This window comes from Candidatus Pelagibacter sp. (genome assembly GCF_052049775.1).
In the GTDB taxonomy this organism is placed as follows: Bacteria; Pseudomonadota; Alphaproteobacteria; order Pelagibacterales; family Pelagibacteraceae; genus Pelagibacter.
The window spans coordinates 25006-44137 of record NZ_JBNGZH010000007.1; the positions used below are offsets into that span (position 1 = coordinate 25006).

The window sequence follows — 19132 nt, forward strand, 5'->3', positions numbered from 1 at the left end:
CACCCATATTTAAAAAATATTCGATTCTCTTTGCGAATCAAAATATTTTTTTTAAAAAAATTATCTTATTGTGCACGTAAAAATTGAAATAATCAAAAAACCTCAATTTAAACACATGGTTTATATTTAAAATAATTTAAATAGTGTTACCTTTTAATATGGCTCAAAAAAAAAGAGATAATAATAAATCTAATAGTCGAGATAGTAAAAAGGGTAAATTTGATATGAACCCGTTTAATTTCATTGAACAAGGTAAATATAAATTAGAGAACTTCTATAAAAAATTACAAAAAGATAGAGCAATAAGCAAAAAAAGGTCTGAAAAGCAGAGAATTATCAATGAAAAAAGAGAATTAGAAATTCAAAAAAAACAAGCTCAAAGAGAAAAAGAAGAGAGAATAAAAGAGGAAAAAAAACAAATTCTTAAGCAAAGAAGACTAATTATTGAAAATGAAAAGCAAATTAAAAAAAATGAGGAAAAAAGAAAAAAAATTGAAGCTAAGAGAATATTTATTGAACAACAAAAATTAAAAGATGAGGAAGCTAAAAAAATAAGAGAGGATACTAGAAAGATCAAAGAGGAAGAACTCAGATTAAGAATGCTAGAGAGACAAAGAGCTCGAGAAGAAAAAATAAAAGCAAAAGAACAAGCTTTAAAAGAAAAGGAGATTAAAGCAAAGCAACTAAGAGAGGAAAAAGAAAGAGAAAGACAAGAACAAATTAGACTTGATGAGATAGAGAGACAAAAAAGATTAGATGAAGAGCAAAGAACAAGAGAAGCTGCTAAAAGATTAAAATATGAGGAGGAAAAACTTAAAGAATCAGAGATAAGGTTAAAAGAAATTGAAAATGAGAGACAAAAAGAGATAGAAAGACAAATCTTAAAAGAGCAAGCAGAACAGAGAGTTAAAGAAGAAGAGTTAAGACTCAAAGAGGAAAAAATTAAAGTAGAAGAAGAGGAGAGATTTTTACGTCAAAAAGAAGAATATGAAAGAAAAGAGAAATTAAGAAAAGAAGAAGAGGAGCAAAAAAGAATTGAGGAGGAAAAAGAAAGAGAAATAAAACAGAAATTAGAGGAAGAACAGAGAATTCAAGAGGAAGAGAGAAGATTGAAAGAGTGGGAAGAAAAATTTGATTTAGAGCAAAAAAAGAAAGAAGAAGAATTAATTAAAAAATTTTATGGTGATAACTCATCAAATAAAACTGAACCTGAAGAAAAGAATGATTAATTAAATTTTTTGGTCGTATTCACCAATTTTGCCTGTTTTTTGAAGTAAAGAATCTATAAATCTAAATATTTTTAATTTCCTATCATCAGATGTAGGACTTTCCGTTACAATTACTAACGAGGGTTTATTAGAGGATGCTCTTATCAAACCCCATGAGCCATCTTTAAAAGAAAATCTAACTCCATTTACTGTCAAGATTTCCTCAATTTCCTGGTTATCTATTTTAACTTTTTCATTTTTCATTTTTTCAATATCTTTAACAATTTTATCTACCAATGCATATTTGTCCTCATCCTTACAATAAGGAGCCATTGTAGGCGTTTGAAATGTTTTTGGAATTTCTTTAATGATTTCATTCATTTTTTTATCTTGATTATCTAATAAATGACAAACTTGGATTGCTGAATTGATACCATCATCATACCCATAACCCAAAGGTTCATTGAAAAAAAAGTGTCCACTTTTTTCAAATCCAGCTAAAGCGTTTTCATTGTTAACTTTTCTTTTGATGTGTGAATGGCCAGTTTTCCAATAAATTGTTTTACATTTATTAGAATTTAATAATTTATCATTCGCATACAATCCTGTTGACTTTACATCCACTACAAAAACTGAATTTTTATATTTATTTGATAAACTTCTTGCAATTAATAATCCTATTTTATCTGAAAATATTTCATTTCCATCATTATCAATTACTCCTACTCTATCACCATCACCATCGAATCCAAATCCGATATCAGCATTATTTTTTTTTACAGCATCTGAAATTGCATGTAACATTTTTAAGTCTTCTGGATTAGGATTATATTTAGGGAAGGTCCAGTCTAAATTACAATCAAGTTCTATTACGTCACAACCAATTCCACGTAAAATATCAGGAGCAAAAATTCCCGCAGTTCCATTACCGCAAGCTACGACTGCTTTTATTTTTTTTTTAATTTTATTGTTATCTATTAAGCTTTGTTTATATATGTCTTGAAAATTTTCTATTTTTTTTTCCTGACCTTGTCCGTTTACAAAGTTTTCACTTAATGTTATTTCTTTTAATTCTCTCATTTCTTCAGGTGCATGTGTTAATCCTTTCCTAATACCCATTTTTACACCTGTCCAACCATTATCATTATGACTTGCAGTTACCATTGCAACAGCATCAGAATTAAAATGGAATTGTGCAAAATAAACCATCGGAGACAAAGACAAACCTACATCTTCAACATAACAACCCGTTGAAACCAAACCTTTTTTAAGCGCTGCTTTTATATCTTCGCTATATGAACGATAATCATGACCAACAATAACTTTTGGATTATTTTTATTTGTTTCTTTTGTAATTTGTGTGCCTAGTCCTTTGCCAAGATTCGTTATGCCAAGGAGATTTATGTCTCTTTCATACAACCATCGAGCGTCATACTCTCTAAATCCATAGGGGTCGATTTTTAAATTTATTGACATTATTGTTAATTACTTACATTTTTTTTAATTTTTTTATTGATTTTTTTTCCTTGTGTTCTATAAATGTTCTATTGATTTGTTGTTTATATAGTGTATTAACGCTAAACGTACACAACATATAGTTGTTTTCGTACTAATAACAAAATATAATACAAAAATATGAATAAAATTCTATCGCAGGCCCTAAAGAAAGCTGTCTCTGAATATAACCCACAAGTTAAAGAGTTAGAAAAGAATAATAGACCGGACCTTTTTTCACTTAATAATGAAACTGAACTTTTTCAGAATGATAAAGGTATTATAATTAAAATAGATCGTTCACGAGACGCAAATTTAACCGATTTTGGTAAGGCAACTTTAAAAGACAGATATCTTGGTCACAATGAATCTTATCAAGATTTATTTGCAAGGGTAGCAAGCACATATGCTGACGATAATCTACATGCACAAAGAATTTATAACTACATAAGCAATCTTTGGTTCATGCCAGCAACCCCAGTTTTGTCGAATGGTGGAACGAAAAGAGGATTGCCCATTTCCTGTTTTTTGAACGAAGCTTCAGATAGTCTAGGTGGTATTTTAGATCTTTGGAGTGAAAATGTTTGGCTAGCTGCTAAGGGTGGAGGTATAGGAAGTTACTGGGGTAATTTAAGATCAATTGGTGAAAAGATTGGTAAGGTTGGAAAAACTTCTGGGATAATTCCATTTATTAAAGTTATGGACTCTTTAACTATGGCAATCAGTCAAGGATCTTTAAGAAGAGGTTCGGCTGCTTGTTATCTTCCTATTGATCATCCTGAAATAGAAGAGTTTATTGAAATGCGAAGACCCACTGGAGGTGATCCAAACAGAAAAGCTTTAAATTTACATCATGGAGTTTTAGTTTCAGACGCATTTATGCGCGCTGTTGAAACTGACGATCAGTGGGCACTTAAAAGTCCAGCTGACGGATCTATTCAACAAACTATATCTGCAAGAAATTTATGGATTAGATTGTTAACAGCTAGAATTGAAACTGGTGAGCCATACATTATCTATATTGATACAGTTAACAGACAAATCCCGCAACACCATAAACTTGCAAACTTAACTGTAAAAACTTCTAATCTATGTAGCGAAATAACTCTCCCTACAGGTATTGATAAAGATGGAAGAGACAGAACAGCTGTTTGTTGTTTATCATCCTTAAATCTAGAAAAATATGATGAATGGAAAGATGATCCAAACATGATTAGTGATGTAATGAGATTTTTAGATAATGTCTTATCAGACTTTATCAATAAGGCTCCAGACCAATTTAAAGATGCGAAATATTCTGCGGAAAGAGAAAGAAGTGTTGGTCTTGGAGTAATGGGTTTTCATTCGTTTTTACAAAAACATAGAATTCCACTTGAGTCTGTTATGGCTAAATCTTGGAATAAAAAGATATTCAAACAAATAGATGAACAAGTTAATAAAGCATCAAAAGAATTAGCTGAAGAGAGAGGCGCATGTCCTGATGCAGAGGAATATGGATTTAATGAGAGATTTTCCAATAAGACAGCAATTGCGCCAACAGCCTCTATTTCTATTATTTGTGGAGGAGCTTCTCCTGGTGTTGAACCAATTGCAGCCAATAGTTATACACACAAAACTTTATCTGGATCCTTTAATGTTAGAAACAGATACTTAGAAGAGATCTTAGAAAGTCATGGTAGAAACGATGACGAAACTTGGTCAACAATAACAACTAATCAAGGATCAGTATCTCACTTAGATTTTTTAACTGATTTAGAAAAAGATGTTTTTAAAACTGCTTTTGAGTTAAATCAAAAGTGGATTGTTGAACTGAGTGGAGACAGAACTCAATATATCTCCCAAGCACAATCAGTAAATTTATTTTTACCGGCTGATGTTCATAAAAAAGAATTACATAGAATTCATTTTGATGCATGGAAAAAAGGTCTTAAAAGCCTTTACTATTGTAGATCAAAATCAATTCAAAGAGCTGAAAATATCAACAACGCAAAATCGACTGATGTTACAGCCAATGTATATAAATCAAAAAACCAACAAACTAACGATCAACCAGAATATGAGGAGTGTTTATCATGTCAGTAGCAGATAAAATTAAGACAGAAAATAAAGAAATAATTCAACCTAAAAAGATGGGTTTATTAGTTGAGAACCCTGTATATAAGCCATTTAGATATCCGTGGTGTTATGATGCTTGGTTAACTCAACAAAGAATACATTGGTTACCTGAAGAAGTCCCTCTTGGAGATGATGTAAGAGATTGGCAAAAAAACTTGTCTCAACCAGAAAAAAATCTCTTAACGCAAATTTTTAGATTTTTTACTCAAGCGGATGTTGAAGTAAACAATTGCTATTTAAGACATTACACAACAGTGTTTAAGCCAACAGAGGTTCTAATGATGATGACTGCTTTTGCATCTATGGAAACAGTTCACGTAGCAGCTTATTCTCATTTGCTTGATACAATTGGAATGCCTGAATCAGAATATTCAGCTTTCATGAAATATAAAGAGATGAAAGATAAATATGATTACATGCAAGGATTTAATGTTAACTCAAAAGAAGATATTGCCAAAACTGTTGCTGTATTTAGTGCTTTCACAGAAGGACTTCAGTTATTTGCAAGTTTTGCAATTTTGTTAAATTTTCCAAGACACAATAAAATGAAAGGCATGGGCCAGATAGTAACATGGTCGGTTAGAGACGAAACTCTTCATTGTAATTCTATGATAAGAATTTTTAAAGAGTTTATAAAAGAAAATCCTGAAATCTGGACGCCAAAATTAAAAAAAGAACTTTATGAAGCTTGTAGAACGATAGTTGAGCATGAAGATTCTTTTATTGATTTAGCTTTTGAAATGGGTCCAATGGAAGGTTTAACTGCACAAGAGGTTAAAGATTACATTAGGTTTATTGGAAATAGAAGATTAGTTCAACTAGGTCTTGAACCAATTTATGATGTGGAAAAAAATCCTCTAGGATGGCTTGATACAATGTTGAATGCTGTTGAGCACATGAACTTTTTTGAAGGTCGTGCAACAGAGTATTCTAAAGCATCAACCCAAGGTACTTGGGTAGAAGCATTTAGCTAATTCATTTGAAATATAAAAAATATTTTAGAAAAACTAGTCTTAAGCAGAATGGTGTAGGTAATTTTTTTCTAAAAGAAGTAAAAAGAAAAAGCCCAAAAACTTTTTTAGAAGTTGGAGTTTTTCATGGAGTAACAGCAAGAAATGTTTGTGAACTACTGCATTTAATTCATAAAAGTGACTTTAAATATATTGGCTTAGATTTATTCGACGAAAATGATGAAAATAAGTCAGAAGTAATACCAAGTACTTATTTTTCTAATCCATTTAAAAAACTATACTTTAAATATATCAAAAAGCAAAATCCATATAGCAAAGCTGCAGTGGAAGATCTTTTAAAAAAGTTCAAAGATAATATTACGTTAATTAAAGGTAATTCTAATTTAATTTTAAAAAAAATTGATATGTCAAAAATTGACTATGTTTTTTTAGATGGTGGACACACCTATGAGACAGTTAAAAATGACTTAGAGTGTTGTCTAGAGGTTGTTCAATCTAATGGAACAATAATGTGTGATGATTATAATTTTGGTCATCTACCAGATGTAAAAAAGGCAATAGATGAATTTGTTAAAAACAATAAATTAAAATGTGAAATCTTATTTGATGGTAGATTTGCAAAAATAGAAAGGTAACTATCTTTGGTTTAGCTGAACAACTTTTCTGTGTTGATTTCCTTTATAACTTGCTAATGGCCTAATTAATTTATTAGCAGCATGTTGTTCCATTATATGAGCTGACCATCCTGTAATTCTCGAAATAACAAATATTGGAGTAAAAAAATCAGTATCAAAACCCATTAAATGGTAAGTGGGACCAGTAGGATAATCAACGTTTGGATGAATGTTTTTTCTATCTATCATCACTTTTTCAACAATATCATAAATTTTTTCAAATTTTTTATCTTTTTTTATTTTTGCAACTTTGGCAAAATATTTTCTCATAGTTGGAACCCTTGAGTCTCCTGATTTATACACTCTGTGCCCAAAACCCATTACTACCTCTTTTTTATCCAATGCATTATTTATCCACTTGAGAGCGTTATTAGGAGATTTAATTTTATTCATCATGTGCATTACTTCTTCATTAGCACCACCATGGAGAGGACCCTTTAGACTAGCTATTGCTCCAGTTATTGCTCCATGGATATCTGACAAACTACTAGTAATAGTCCTTGCAGTAAATGTTGATACGTTAAAACTGTGTTCTGCGTATAAAATCAAAGAAACATCAAAAGCTTTTACAATTTCTTTTTGTGGGACCTTACCAAAACACATATAAAAAAAGTTTTCTGCTATATTTAAATTTTTTTTTGGTTTAATAATCTTTTTTCCTTTTCTTATTCTGTAAAAAGCAGCTAGTGCAGTTGGAGTTTTTGCTAAAATTCTTATAGCTTTTCTCATATTTGCCTCTTGAGAAGAGTCAGGTGTCTCTTTGTCTTCAAGCCCCATTATACTTACAGCAGTCCTAGCAACATCCATCGGATGAGATTTTTTGGGCATTTTTTTAATTATTGAATAAAGATCTTTTGATAAATCCCTATTATTCTTTTCCTCTTTTTCAAACTGTCTTAGTTGTATTGTGTTAGGTAAATCTTTATTTAAAATTAAATAGGCCACTTCTTCAAATCTGCAATATTCGCATAGATCTTGTGCTGCATACCCTCTATATGTTAAGGAATTTATTTCGGGCATAACTTTAGAAACTTCTGTCTCGTCAACTACTATTCCAAGCAACCCTTTTTTTATATCATCACTCATTATTCATGTCCCTCTGTACTAAAGTTGTAAATTTTTTCGTCCAAATCATTATATTTTTCATAGTCAACAAGTTCATATAATCTTTTTCTTGATTGCATTTTATCGATGATATTGTTTTGGTGTCCATTTGCATAAATGTCTCGCAATCCGTCTTCAACATTTTTCATCGCTAGTCGCTGTGTAGTGACTGGATAGATTACGATATTATAACCAAAATTTTCTAATTCTTTGTAATTGAATAATTTAGACTTTCCAAACTCTGTCATATTAGCTAGTAAATAACAGGAAAGTTCTTTTCTAACTTTCTCAAATTCTTTTTCATCTTGTAATGCTTCAGGAAAAACTATTTCTGCTCCAGCATCAATGTATGCTTTACATCTTTCTATCATTTTATCTATTCCTTCTACGCTCTTTGCATCAGATCTAGCTATAATCTTGAAGTTTTCATCTTTTTTTGCTGATACACATTCCTTAATTTTTTTTACCATAGCATCAGTTGATATCAGTTCTTTATTATCAAGATGCCCACATCTTTTTCTCTCAATTTGATCTTCCAAGTGGACAGCAGAAATTCCAAATTCTTCAAAAGTTTGAATTGTTTCTTTACAGGATTTAAATCCTGTATCAATATCAACAATTGTTGGTAGATTTGTCACTCTTGAGATAAGAAAAGATCGTGTACTTACATCCTGCAAAGTAGTTAAACCAATATCTGGAAAGCCAAGATCATTTGCCATAACTGCACCAGATACATAAACTGCATCATACCCAATTTCCTCAATTAGTTTTGCAGTCAAAGGATTATATGCTCCAGGAACTCTTAAAATTTTGTTTGATTTTAATTTATTAACAAAATCCCTTCTTTTTTGGCTCGGTTTTTTTTCTATAAAATGCATTAGAAAATCCCCTTTTTAAAATTTCTTTTTAGTTTACTTTTTTTTACTTCAATATTTAATCTATGAAGTTGACCTGATTTTAATTTTTTTAAATTTTGTACTATTCTTAAAAATCTGCCGATTTCTTTTTTATCTAAAATATTCTCCGTTAGAGTTATGAATTTATTTATGTAGTTTTGTCTTTTAAAAGGACGTGAGCCATAAGGATGAGCATCTGCAACACCTTGTTCCTCAGTAATTTTTTTGCCATTGTTGAGAGTTATTACCACTCTTGCACCAAATGCTTTTTTTCTAGGGTTTGGATCATGATAATTTTTGGTCCATTTTTTATCCTCATGAGTTTTTATAGATCTCCAAATTTTGATTGTACTTTTTCTCATTGCTCTTGCTTTTGTGTATGATTTTACGTGATGCCAAGTACCATCCTCAAGTGCAACAGCAAATATATACATTATTGAATGGTCTAAAGTTTCTCTACTAGCGTTAGGATCCATTTTTTGTGGATCATTTGCTCCTGTCCCAATCACGTAATGAGTATGGTGACTAGTATGGATATCTATTTTTTTTATTTGATTTAGATTTGGAACTTTATTTTTAAGTTTTTTGGCTAAGTCAATTAAAGCTTGAGATTGATATTCAGCAGAATATTCTTTTGTGTAAGTTTCAAGTATTGCTTTTTTAGCTTCACCTTTTTTTGGTAAGGGAACTTTATAAAAAGCTTTTTTTCCATCTAGTATTCTTGCTATGACACTATCTTCTCCCTCATAAATTGGACTTGGAGCTCCTTCACCACGCATAACTCTATCTACAGCCTCTATGGCAAGTTTTCCTGCATGCGCTGGAGCATATGCTTTCCAACTTGAAATCTCACCTTTTCTAGATTGTCTCGTCGAAATTGTTGTATGTAATGCTTGCTGAATGGCTTGATAAATAGTTTCAGTTTTTAACCTTAACATTGAACCAATTCCGGCTGCAACACTTGGACCTAAGTGAGCTATATGATCTACCTTATGTTTATGCAAACATATACCTTTCACTAAATTTACTTGAACTTCATAGGCAGTTATAATTCCCCTTAAAAGATCTAATCCATTTTTTTTATTTTGTTGAGCAACACTTATTAGAGGAGGAATATTATCTCCTGGATGACTATAATCAGCAGCTAAAAAAGTATCATGAAAATCTAATTCTCTCACAGCAGTTCCGTTCGACCAAGCTGCCCACTCACAATCAAATTTTAATTTACTATCAACACCAAATAACGTTGCGCCATTTTTTCTTAAATGTTTAAGAGCCATTTCCCTAGACGAAACTACAGGTCTTCTATTAAGAGATGCTATTGCAACAGATGCATTGTCAATTATTCTATTTATAGCCATTTCAATTGCATCTTTATTTAATTTTGAATTATCGCTTGCAATTTCCGCAATTTTCCAAGCAAGCTGATTTTTTTTTGGTAGATGAATTTTAGATGGGTAAACTTTTACTTTATGAATTATCAAATTAACTCCTAATTAACAAATTTGTTTTAATAGCTAAAAAAAAATAATCAATATTAAAGATATTTTGATACTATTTTTTCAATACCAATAAAGTCTTTTACTAAGTGATTATGGTAAATTTCAGTTGTATTTTTTTCAGTATACCCATCCTCCATTAAAATGACTGGTATGCCAGCGCTCTTAGCTGCATTAGCATCGGTTTCACTATCTCCAATCATTAATGATTTTTTTATGTCACCATCTAATATTTCTATAACAGAAGTTAGATGCCTTGGATCAGGTTTACAGTAATCAAAAGTATTGTGGCCAGCTACATATTCAAAAAAATCATAAATGCCAATTTTTTTTAAAAGATCGACAGCCAGGTAATCTGTCTTATTTGTGCAAACAGCCATAGAAATTTTATTCTTCTTTGACCATATTAAAAAATCCATCACACCATTAATTAAAGTGCTTTCATTAACAATATTTTTTCCGTAAAAGTCTGTAAAATCTTTTATCATTTCTTTTTTAACATTTTCATCTCGAACTTTCCCAAACTCCTTTTTAGCTTGTCCCCAAATTGATCTTCCAAGCATTGCTCCAGCACCTTGACCAACAAGATTTCTTATTTCTTCAGTTGACTTAGTAGGATAACCAAATTTTTTCATCACATGATTATGAGCATTCATCAAATCAGGAGCTGTATCAACTAAAGTTCCATCTAAATCGAAAAGAATTGTAAATTTTTGCCTCATAATTAAAAGTTTTTTTAAGAAATATTTTGTGAATTAAGAAACATATACACTTAATATAAAGAATTTAATAGATGAAACAATTAAATTTACAGCAGCTTCAAAGTAATCTTAGAAAAAAATTTTTAAAAGAAGGTGTGATAATGGTTGGTCCTGAAACAGTATTTTTTTCAAAAGATACCAAGATAGGAAAGAATGTTACTATAGAGCCTTACGTTGTAATTGGTTCAAAAGTTAAAATTGGAAACAATGTTACTATAAAATCCTTTTCACATTTGGAAAATTGTAAAATAGAAAATAAAGTCGATATTGGTCCCTATGCTAGAATAAGACCTGGTACTGTCTTAAAAAATGGTGCAAGAGTTGGAAATTTTGTTGAAATTAAAAAAAGTACTTTAGGTATAAATTCAAAAGTAAACCATTTAACATATATTGGTGATAGCCAAATTGGCAAATCAGTAAATGTTGGAGCAGGAACAATTACTTGTAACTATGACGGAGTAAAAAAAAATAAAACCAAAATTAAAGATAAAGTATTTATTGGTTCAAATTCGTCATTGGTTGCGCCATTAACAATCGAAGAGGGAAGTGTAATTGGTGCTGGATCTGTAATCACAAAAAATGTAAAAAGAAAATCTTTAGCTCTAACAAGAAGTTTACAGACTGAAATCAAAAATTATAAAAGAAAGTCTAAATAGTTATGTGTGGAATAATTGGAATTAATAGCAATAAACCCGTATCAGCAACTATAATTAATTCTTTAAAAAAATTAGAATATAGAGGTTATGATTCTGCTGGTATGGCAACTCTCTATAATGGATTGATAAACGAAGTTAAATCTGAGGGCAGAGTAGAAAATTTGGAAAAAAATTCCTTAATTCAAAACATGGAGGGAACTATTGGTATTGGTCATGTGAGATGGGCAACTCACGGGCTCCCTAATAGTGTTAATGCTCATCCACATTCTTCCCAAAATGTTTCTGTTGTTCATAATGGAATTATTGAAAACTCAACAATTTTGAAAAAATTTTTAATTGGTAAAGGTCACAAATTTAAATCTCAGACTGATACAGAGGTGATAGTCCATTTAATCACTGAAAATCTTAAAACAGAAAATATTGTTAATTCAATTCAAAAAACTTTGAAGTCGTTACACGGAAGCTTTGCACTTGGTATAATTTTTAAAGATCAACCAGATTTAATTGTTGGTGCAAGAAGAGGTTCACCATTAGCTGTTGGTTATGGCCCAAATGAGAACTATCTGGGTTCAGACTCTTATGCGCTTAAATCGATGACGAATAAGATTACGTATTTAAATGATGGTGAATTCTGCATTATTAAAAAAGATCATGTAGAATTTTTTAGTGAGGAAGGAATTAAAATTAATAAAAAAGTTTTAGAGTTGTCCTCTGCAGAAGAAAAATATGACAAAGGTGATTATAAACATTTTATGGCTAAAGAAATTGAGGAACAACCAAACACAATTAGAAATGGTATTAATGAGTATATAGATATGTCCAATAAAGATATTAGTATTTATAATTTTCCTTGGAAAAGTAATGAGATATCATCAATAACCTTGATTGGATGTGGAACAGCGTATCATTCATGTTTAATGGCAAAATATTGGTTTGAGGAAATAACATCATTAGATGTTAATATAGATATAGCATCAGAATTTAGATACAGAAAAAATAGACTCAAAAAAGAGACACTTTATGTATTTGTATCACAATCTGGAGAAACAGCGGATACTTATGCAGCTTTAGATCTTTGTAAAAAAAGTGGTGTTAAAACGTGTGCAGTTGTAAATGTAGTAGAAAGTTCAATTGCAAGAGACGCTGAATTTGTATTACCAATACATTGTGGAACTGAAATAGGTGTTGCTTCAACCAAAGCATTTCTAGGACAAATACTAATTCTATATATTTTAGCCTTGAAACTTGCTTTATTGAGAAAGGATATTGAAAAAGCTCAATTTGACAAAAAAATTGACGATCTTAAAAATTTACCAAAACTTGTTAAGCAAACATTATTGATTGATAACAAAATACAAACAATTTCAAATACCTTTAATGAGGCAAAGGGCTCTATGTTTTTGGGACGAGGTTTTTCTTATCCAATTGCTCTTGAGGGTGCATTAAAACTAAAAGAATTATCATACATTCACGCCGAAGGTTATCCTGCTGGTGAGATGAAACATGGACCTCTTGCATTAATAGAGGAGGGCATGCCAGTTGTAGTTTTGGCTCCAAGAGATAATTATTATAAAAAAACGATTTCAAATATGCAGGAGGTAATTGCAAGAGGAGCTAAAGTTTTGTTAATCACAAATAAAAGTAAAGATGAGGTAATTTCAGAAAATATTTGGGAGAAAATCGAAGTTGAAAGCACTAATGAAGATCTACTACCTTTTCTTTTGACCATTCCTTTGCAAAAATTAGCTTATTATTCAGCTCTAAAAAAGGGTTATGACATTGATAAACCTAGAAATTTAGCAAAGTCAGTAACCGTTGAATAATAGAAAAATTCTGATACAACAATCTTGAGTTGAAAATGAAAAATTGGAAAGTTAATAGTTGGAGAAAATATCCTGTAAAACATATTCCGGAATATCCGGATAAAAAAGAATTGGATCAAGTTTTGAATAAAATCAAAACTTTTCCTCCTTTGGTTTTTGCTGGTGAAACAAGACATTTGAAACAACAACTTGCTGAAGTTGTGGATGGAAAAGCCTTTTTATTGCAAGGCGGAGATTGTGCAGAAAGTTTTGCAGAATTTCATCCAGATAATATTCGAGATACATTTAAAGTTATTCTTCAAATGTCATTAGTTTTAACTTATTCAGCATCTTTACCTGTTGTTAAACTTGGAAGAATAGCTGGTCAGTTTTCAAAACCAAGAAGTGCTCCAACTGAAATACAGGGTGGCAAAGAATTACCAAGTTATTTAGGTGACAACATAAATGCAATTGATTTTACAGAAAAAGCAAGAAGACCAGATCCAAAAAGAATGTTTAAAGCTTATTCGCAATCAGCTTCAACCTTAAATATTTTGAGAGCTTTTTCGAAAGGTGGTTTTGCTGATTTAAACAAAGTTCATTTGTGGAACTTAGATTATATTAAGAAAAGTCCTCAAGCAAAAAAATTTAAAGAGTTAGAGGATAAAATTGCTGATGCACTAGCATTCATGGAAGCTTGTGGAATAACTTCTGATTTTAATAATAGATTGTATACAGTAAATTTCTGGACTTCACATGAGGCTTTGCATTTACCTTTTGAGGAAAGCATGACCAGAGTTGACTCTACTACTGGAGAATACCATGATACTTCAGCTCATTTTGTTTGGATTGGTGACAGAACAAGACAGATTGATGGTGGTCATGTAGAATTTTGTAAAGGTATTGAAAACCCTATAGGAATAAAATGTGGACCAACTTCTAAGCCAGATGAAATTGTAAAAATTTGTGAATTAATAAATCCAAATAATGATAAGGGTAAGATCACTCTAATATCTAGGTTTGGTCACAAGAATGTAGAAAAATTTTTACCGAAATTGATTAGAGGAATAAAAAAAGAAGGTTTAAATGTTGTTTGGTCATGCGATCCAATGCATGGAAATACTATTAAATCAACAACTGGTTTTAAAACAAGACCTTTTAACGATGTTGTTAGTGAGGTTAAAAATGTATTCGCTGTTCATCAGTCTGAAGGTTCTTATGCTGGTGGTTTACATGTTGAAATGACTGGACAAGATGTGACAGAGTGTACAGGGGGCGCAAGAAAAATATCTGATGCAGATTTATCTAGCAGATATCACACTCATTGTGATCCTCGTTTAAACTCAGATCAAGCAATTGAATTAGCTTTTTTAATTTCTGATGAGATTAAAAAGAATAGCAGCTATTCAAAAAATGCTATTCAAGCGGCATCTTAGACTGTTGTTTTCAAATCAATATAAATTAAATAATAAGATATGAATCCTGGAGAAAAAGTAAAATATATATCAAATTGGATTAAGAGTTATGTTGATCAAATGCCAAACAAAGCTCAATCTTTAGTTATTGGTATTTCGGGAGGCATTGACTCCTCTGTGTCAAGTACTTTGAGTGCTATGACAGGTTTAAAAACTATTGTTTTAACTATGCCAATTAAACAAAAGGAAAATCAGCATGATTTAAGTTTAAAACATCAGGAATGGTTAATAAAGAAATTTAAAAATGTTGAAGCTCATACTATAAGTCTAGACAAATTATTTGACACATTTTCATCAACGTTAAATAAATTTGATAATGAACATGGTTATGCGAATTCTAGAGCAAGGTTAAGAATGACAACTCTTTACCAGGTTGCTGCAGCTAATAAAGGTATTGTTGTTGGAACTGGAAATAAAGTTGAAGATTTTGGTGTTGGTTTTTACACAAAATATGGTGATGGTGGTGTTGATATTTCTCCAATAGCAGATTGTAACAAAACAGAAGTGTGGGAATTAGGTAAAGAACTTGGAATATTAAAAGAGATAATTGATGCTCCCCCAACAGATGGCTTGTGGGATGACGGCAGAACAGATGAAGGTCAGTTAGGATTCAATTATAGTGAATTGGAGGATGCAATGAGCAACCCAAACTCACCACATAGAATCCAATACGAAAAAATTAGAAATCAAAACTTGCATAAAATGGAGCCTATTCCAGTTTGTAAGATTCCCAATTAATCAATTAGATTAACAAATCCCCAAATAAGGTATATTTCTTAATCATCAACGATGGATATTTATTTAACAAATAATTTAACAAATCAAAAAGAGCAGTTCATTCCAAAAAATAAAGAGGAAATAGGAATGTATGTTTGTGGACCAACTGTTTATGATGATCCACACATTGGTAATGCAAGACCATTAGTTGTATTTGATATCTTATTTAAATTACTTAAAAATAATTTTGCAAAAGTAACTTACGTTAGAAATATTACTGATATTGATGACAAGATTATCAAATCGTCTCAAGAACAAAAAATTTCCACAAAAGAACTTACTGAAAAAGTAACTTCAAGTTTTCAAAAAGATTGTGAATTTTTGAATTGTGAAAGTCCAACTCATCAACCTAAAGCTACAGAACATATAGACCTAATGATAGAAATGATTACTGAACTTATTGAAAAAGGTTTTGCTTACGAAAATCAAAAACATGTTTATTTTGAAGTAAAAAAATTTGCTGATTATGGAAAATTATCAAATAAAAATTTAGATGAGTTGATTGCTGGATCAAGAGTAGAAATTAGTGAAAATAAAAAAAATTCTGAGGATTTTGTTTTATGGAAACCATCGACTAATAATGAACCGAATTGGGAATCTCCTTGGGGAAAAGGCAGACCAGGCTGGCATTTGGAATGTTCTGCAATGTCCAAAAAATTTTTGGGTAATGAATTTGATATTCACGGCGGTGGTATAGATTTAATTTTTCCACATCACGAAAATGAAATAGCACAATCTAGATGTGCAAATGAAACAAAAATTTTTGCGAAATATTGGATCCATAACGCTTTTATCACAATGTCTAATGAGAAAATGGCTAAGTCCCAAGGCAACATCTTAAAGATTAAAGATTTTAGAAATAAGATTAGTGGTCAAATAATCAGATTAGCTCTAATGAGCACACATTACAAACAACCACTTGATTGGAATGATAAGTTATTAAGTGATTGTGAAAATATTTTAGATAAATGGTACAGAGTCTATTCATCTGATTTTAAATCTATAAAAGTTTCAGATGAAATTTTAAAGCCATTATACGAAGATTTGAATACACCTGGTTATATTGCAAATCTTCATAATTTATTTGAAAAAGCCTCTAAAGGAGAGAACATTAATTTGTTCATATCGGCATGCAAGTTTATTGGCTTGATGAATGAAAGTAGAGAACAATGGAATAACTTTAAAAAGAATAAAGTTTCTATTAGTGAGTCTGAAATTAAAAGCATGCTTAGTTTGAGAGATAAAGCTAGAGAAAATAAGAATTATAAAGAAGCAGATAGAATTAGAGATGAACTTAATGACAAAGGTGTTTTAATAGAGGACAAAGATGGTAAAACACTCTGGAAATTTAAATGAGCAAAGAGAAATTATACATATTTGACACAACTCTTAGGGATGGAGCTCAAACTCAGGGCGTTGACTTTTCTTTAGAGGATAAAGAAAAAATTGCCTCAGCTTTAGACAATTTAGGCGTTGATTATATTGAAGCTGGATGGCCTGGTGCTAATCCAACAGATACAGAATTTTTTCAAAAAAAACATAATTTTAAAAATTCAAAGTTGACATCATTTGGTATGACCAAAAGATCAGGAAGAAGTGCAGAAAATGATACTGGTTTATCAGCACTCATGAATTCAAACACTTCTGCTGTTTGTTTAGTAGGAAAGTCTTGGGATTTTCATGTTGATGTAGCTTTAGGAATATCAAATGACGAAAATTTAGATAATATTTCTGAAAGTGCTAAACATTTTGTAAAAGCAAAAAAAGAATTCATGTTTGATGCTGAGCATTTTTTTGATGGTTATAAAGCAAATCCAAAATATGCATTGTCTTGTATCAAAGCTGCATATGATCAAGGTGCACGATGGATTATTTTATGTGACACGAATGGGGGAACACTTCCTCATGAAGTTACACAGATAGTTTCTGAAGTTTCTAAAGTTATTCCAGGTAAGAACTTAGGAATACATGCACATAATGATACTGGCAATGCAGTTGCAAATTCTTTAGCTGCAGTATTATCTGGTGTAAGACAAATTCAAGGAACAATTAATGGTTTAGGTGAAAGATGCGGTAATGCAAATTTAATGTCATTAATCCCAACATTTTTTTTGAAAAAAGATTTTTCATCTCAATTTGAAATCAGTATTAAATCAGAAAACATTAAAAATTTGACTGAATGTTCAAGATTATTAGATGAGATTTTAAACAGAAAACCTAATCAGCATTTACCTTATGTTGGCGCAGCAGCATTTTCTCATAAAGGAGGATTACATGTATCCGCTGTGCAAAAGGATCCAAAAACTTATGAGCATATAAATCCAGAGAAAGTTGGTAATACTAGAAATATTGTTGTTTCAGATCAATCTGGAAAATCAAATATTATATCTAGATTAAAGAGTATCAAAATTAATATTGAGGAAAGTGATCCAAAAATAAAAAAATTGTTAGACGAAGTTAAAGATAGGGAATTTATTGGTTATAGTTATGATGGAGCCGATGCGTCGTTTGAATTATTGGCTAGAAGAATTATTGGGGAAATACCAAGATATATTTCAATTAATGAATATGATGTTTCAGTAAAAAAAAATAAATCTGGTGAAATAGTTTCTTCTGCAAAAGCACAATTGGAAGTTGATGGAGAGAAAATAATGTGCGAAGGAGAAGGTAATGGACCAGTAAATGCACTAGATAATGCTATCAGACAAAACGTTGATAGACTCGCAAAATATTCAAAATATCTAAAAGATTTAAAACTTGTTGATTATAAAGTAAGAATTTTAAATACAGGGACAGAGGCAGTTACTAGAGTGTCTATTGAAAGCACAGACTCTAAAGGAAAGAATTGGTTTACTATTGGTGTTTCTACAAACATTATCGATGCATCGTTTAAAGCATTAATTGATAGCTTAGATTACAAACTATTTAAGGATAATGCTCCTGCTAGTAAATAAATGAGTAAAAATAACATCTCATTTATTTTACACAAACCTCAATTATCAGAAAATATTGGTGCATGTGCTAGAGCAATAAAAAACTTTAATTTTAAAAAATTGGTCTTAATCAATCCAAAACCTATTTTCCCAAATGATAAAATCTTAGCTACTTCTGTTGGCGCAAAAGACATCATTAATCAAAGTGAAAAATACGATAATTTAGATAAAGCTTTAGGAAAGATTGAGATTTTAATTGCTACTTCAGCAAGATTTAGAAATAAGAATATAAAACATATTAATTTAGAAGATTTGAAAAAAATTAATTTTAAGAAAAGAGTTGGATTTTTATTTGGGTCAGAAGCATCTGGTTTATCAAATGATGAGGTAAGTTATGCAAATTACACTTTACAAATACCAACTAATCCTGATTTTAAGTCTTTAAATTTATCTCATAGTTTAATTATAATTGCACAATATGTAGCCAGTCTTCTTAAATCAAAAAATATTCCATTTAAAAAATCAAAAAAGGTTAAATCAGCAAGTAAAAAAGAAATTCAATCAATGTTAAGTCTATGCATTAAAAATTTAGATGAAATAAATTTTTTTAGACCTAAAGAGAAGAGACCAAAAATGCTAGAAAACCTAAGAAACATTTTTTATAAAATGGACTTATCTGATAAAGAAACACGTATATTATCTGGTGTATTTGCAAGTTTGGGTAAAAAACGTTGATTGACAAAATAATGAGTAAGTTTATAAAGCCC

General features: G+C 30.6%; 16 protein-coding genes. 11 read left to right on the forward strand and 5 right to left on the reverse strand.

The annotated features are described in order from the left end of the window. Positions 1–158: 158 nt before the first annotated feature. A complete protein-coding gene (locus ACTT83_RS01455; RefSeq protein WP_440918450.1) occupies positions 159–1229 on the forward strand; it encodes a hypothetical protein in 1071 nt (356 codons plus the stop codon). Here ACTT83_RS01455 and ACTT83_RS01460 read toward each other — a convergent pair whose 3' ends face one another. Further along, positions 1230–2684, reverse strand: a complete 1455-nt coding sequence (locus tag ACTT83_RS01460) for a phosphomannomutase/phosphoglucomutase (RefSeq protein WP_440918451.1) — start codon at positions 2682–2684, stop codon at positions 1230–1232. Between the two features lie 159 nt (positions 2685–2843). Here ACTT83_RS01460 and ACTT83_RS01465 point away from each other — a divergent pair, with 159 nt between their 5' ends. Genes ACTT83_RS01465 through ACTT83_RS01475 form a run of 3 tightly spaced genes read left to right on the forward strand, consistent with a single transcriptional unit; the run spans position 2844 to position 6423 of the window. Then, positions 2844–4784, forward strand: a complete 1941-nt coding sequence (locus tag ACTT83_RS01465; RefSeq protein ID WP_440918452.1) for a ribonucleoside-diphosphate reductase subunit alpha — start codon at positions 2844–2846, stop codon at positions 4782–4784. Beyond that, the gene (locus tag ACTT83_RS01470; protein WP_440917573.1) at positions 4775–5791 is read left to right on the forward strand and encodes a ribonucleotide-diphosphate reductase subunit beta; all 1017 of its coding nucleotides are present in this window, start codon (positions 4775–4777) and stop codon (positions 5789–5791) included. The genes ACTT83_RS01465 and ACTT83_RS01470 overlap by 10 nt, the downstream gene beginning before the upstream one ends. A 5-nt stretch (positions 5792–5796) precedes the next feature. Then, positions 5797–6423, forward strand: a complete 627-nt coding sequence (locus ACTT83_RS01475) for a class I SAM-dependent methyltransferase (RefSeq protein ID WP_440918453.1) — start codon at positions 5797–5799, stop codon at positions 6421–6423. Here the strand turns inward: ACTT83_RS01475 and ACTT83_RS01480 are convergent, their stop codons facing one another. The 4 genes from ACTT83_RS01480 to ACTT83_RS01495 are packed head-to-tail and all read right to left on the reverse strand — an operon-like array spanning position 6424 to position 10683. After that, positions 6424–7548, reverse strand: a complete 1125-nt coding sequence (locus tag ACTT83_RS01480) for a bifunctional 2-methylcitrate synthase/citrate synthase (protein ID WP_440918454.1) — start codon at positions 7546–7548, stop codon at positions 6424–6426. Continuing rightward, positions 7548–8444: a methylisocitrate lyase gene (prpB, locus tag ACTT83_RS01485; protein ID WP_440918455.1), complete on the reverse strand. Its 897-nt coding sequence runs from the start codon at positions 8442–8444 to the stop codon at positions 7548–7550. Before prpB ends, ACTT83_RS01480 begins: the two co-directional genes overlap by 1 nt. Continuing rightward, entirely contained in the window at positions 8444–9946 is a 1503-nt protein-coding gene (locus ACTT83_RS01490; protein WP_440918456.1) for an MmgE/PrpD family protein, read from the reverse strand. The genes prpB and ACTT83_RS01490 overlap by 1 nt, the downstream gene beginning before the upstream one ends. Positions 9947–9999: 53 nt before the next feature. After that, positions 10000–10683, reverse strand: coding sequence for an HAD-IA family hydrolase (locus ACTT83_RS01495; RefSeq protein ID WP_440918457.1), 684 nt, complete (start codon positions 10681–10683; stop codon positions 10000–10002). Between the two features lie 71 nt (positions 10684–10754). Between ACTT83_RS01495 and ACTT83_RS01500 the strand changes: the two genes are divergently transcribed. The 7 genes from ACTT83_RS01500 to ACTT83_RS01530 are packed head-to-tail and all read left to right on the forward strand — an operon-like array spanning position 10755 to position 19100. Then, positions 10755–11378, forward strand: a complete 624-nt coding sequence (locus ACTT83_RS01500; protein ID WP_440918458.1) for a DapH/DapD/GlmU-related protein — start codon at positions 10755–10757, stop codon at positions 11376–11378. A 2-nt stretch (positions 11379–11380) separates the two neighbouring features. Next, positions 11381–13201, forward strand: coding sequence for a glutamine--fructose-6-phosphate transaminase (isomerizing) (gene glmS / locus ACTT83_RS01505; protein ID WP_440918459.1), 1821 nt, complete (start codon positions 11381–11383; stop codon positions 13199–13201). 35 nt (positions 13202–13236) lie between these two features. Then, the gene (locus tag ACTT83_RS01510) at positions 13237–14616 is read left to right on the forward strand and encodes a class II 3-deoxy-7-phosphoheptulonate synthase (RefSeq protein ID WP_440918460.1); all 1380 of its coding nucleotides are present in this window, start codon (positions 13237–13239) and stop codon (positions 14614–14616) included. Between the two features lie 39 nt (positions 14617–14655). Next, positions 14656–15393, forward strand: coding sequence for an NAD(+) synthase (nadE, locus tag ACTT83_RS01515; protein ID WP_440918461.1), 738 nt, complete (start codon positions 14656–14658; stop codon positions 15391–15393). A 51-nt stretch (positions 15394–15444) separates the two neighbouring features. Further along, complete coding sequence (gene cysS / locus ACTT83_RS01520; RefSeq protein ID WP_440918462.1) at positions 15445–16788, forward strand: cysteine--tRNA ligase; 1344 nt, start codon at positions 15445–15447, stop codon at positions 16786–16788. Continuing rightward, complete coding sequence (cimA, locus tag ACTT83_RS01525; RefSeq protein WP_440918463.1) at positions 16785–18386, forward strand: citramalate synthase; 1602 nt, start codon at positions 16785–16787, stop codon at positions 18384–18386. Before cysS ends, cimA begins: the two co-directional genes overlap by 4 nt. Further along, positions 18387–19100, forward strand: coding sequence for an RNA methyltransferase (locus ACTT83_RS01530; RefSeq protein WP_440918464.1), 714 nt, complete (start codon positions 18387–18389; stop codon positions 19098–19100). It begins immediately after the preceding gene. Positions 19101–19132 lie beyond the last annotated feature (32 nt).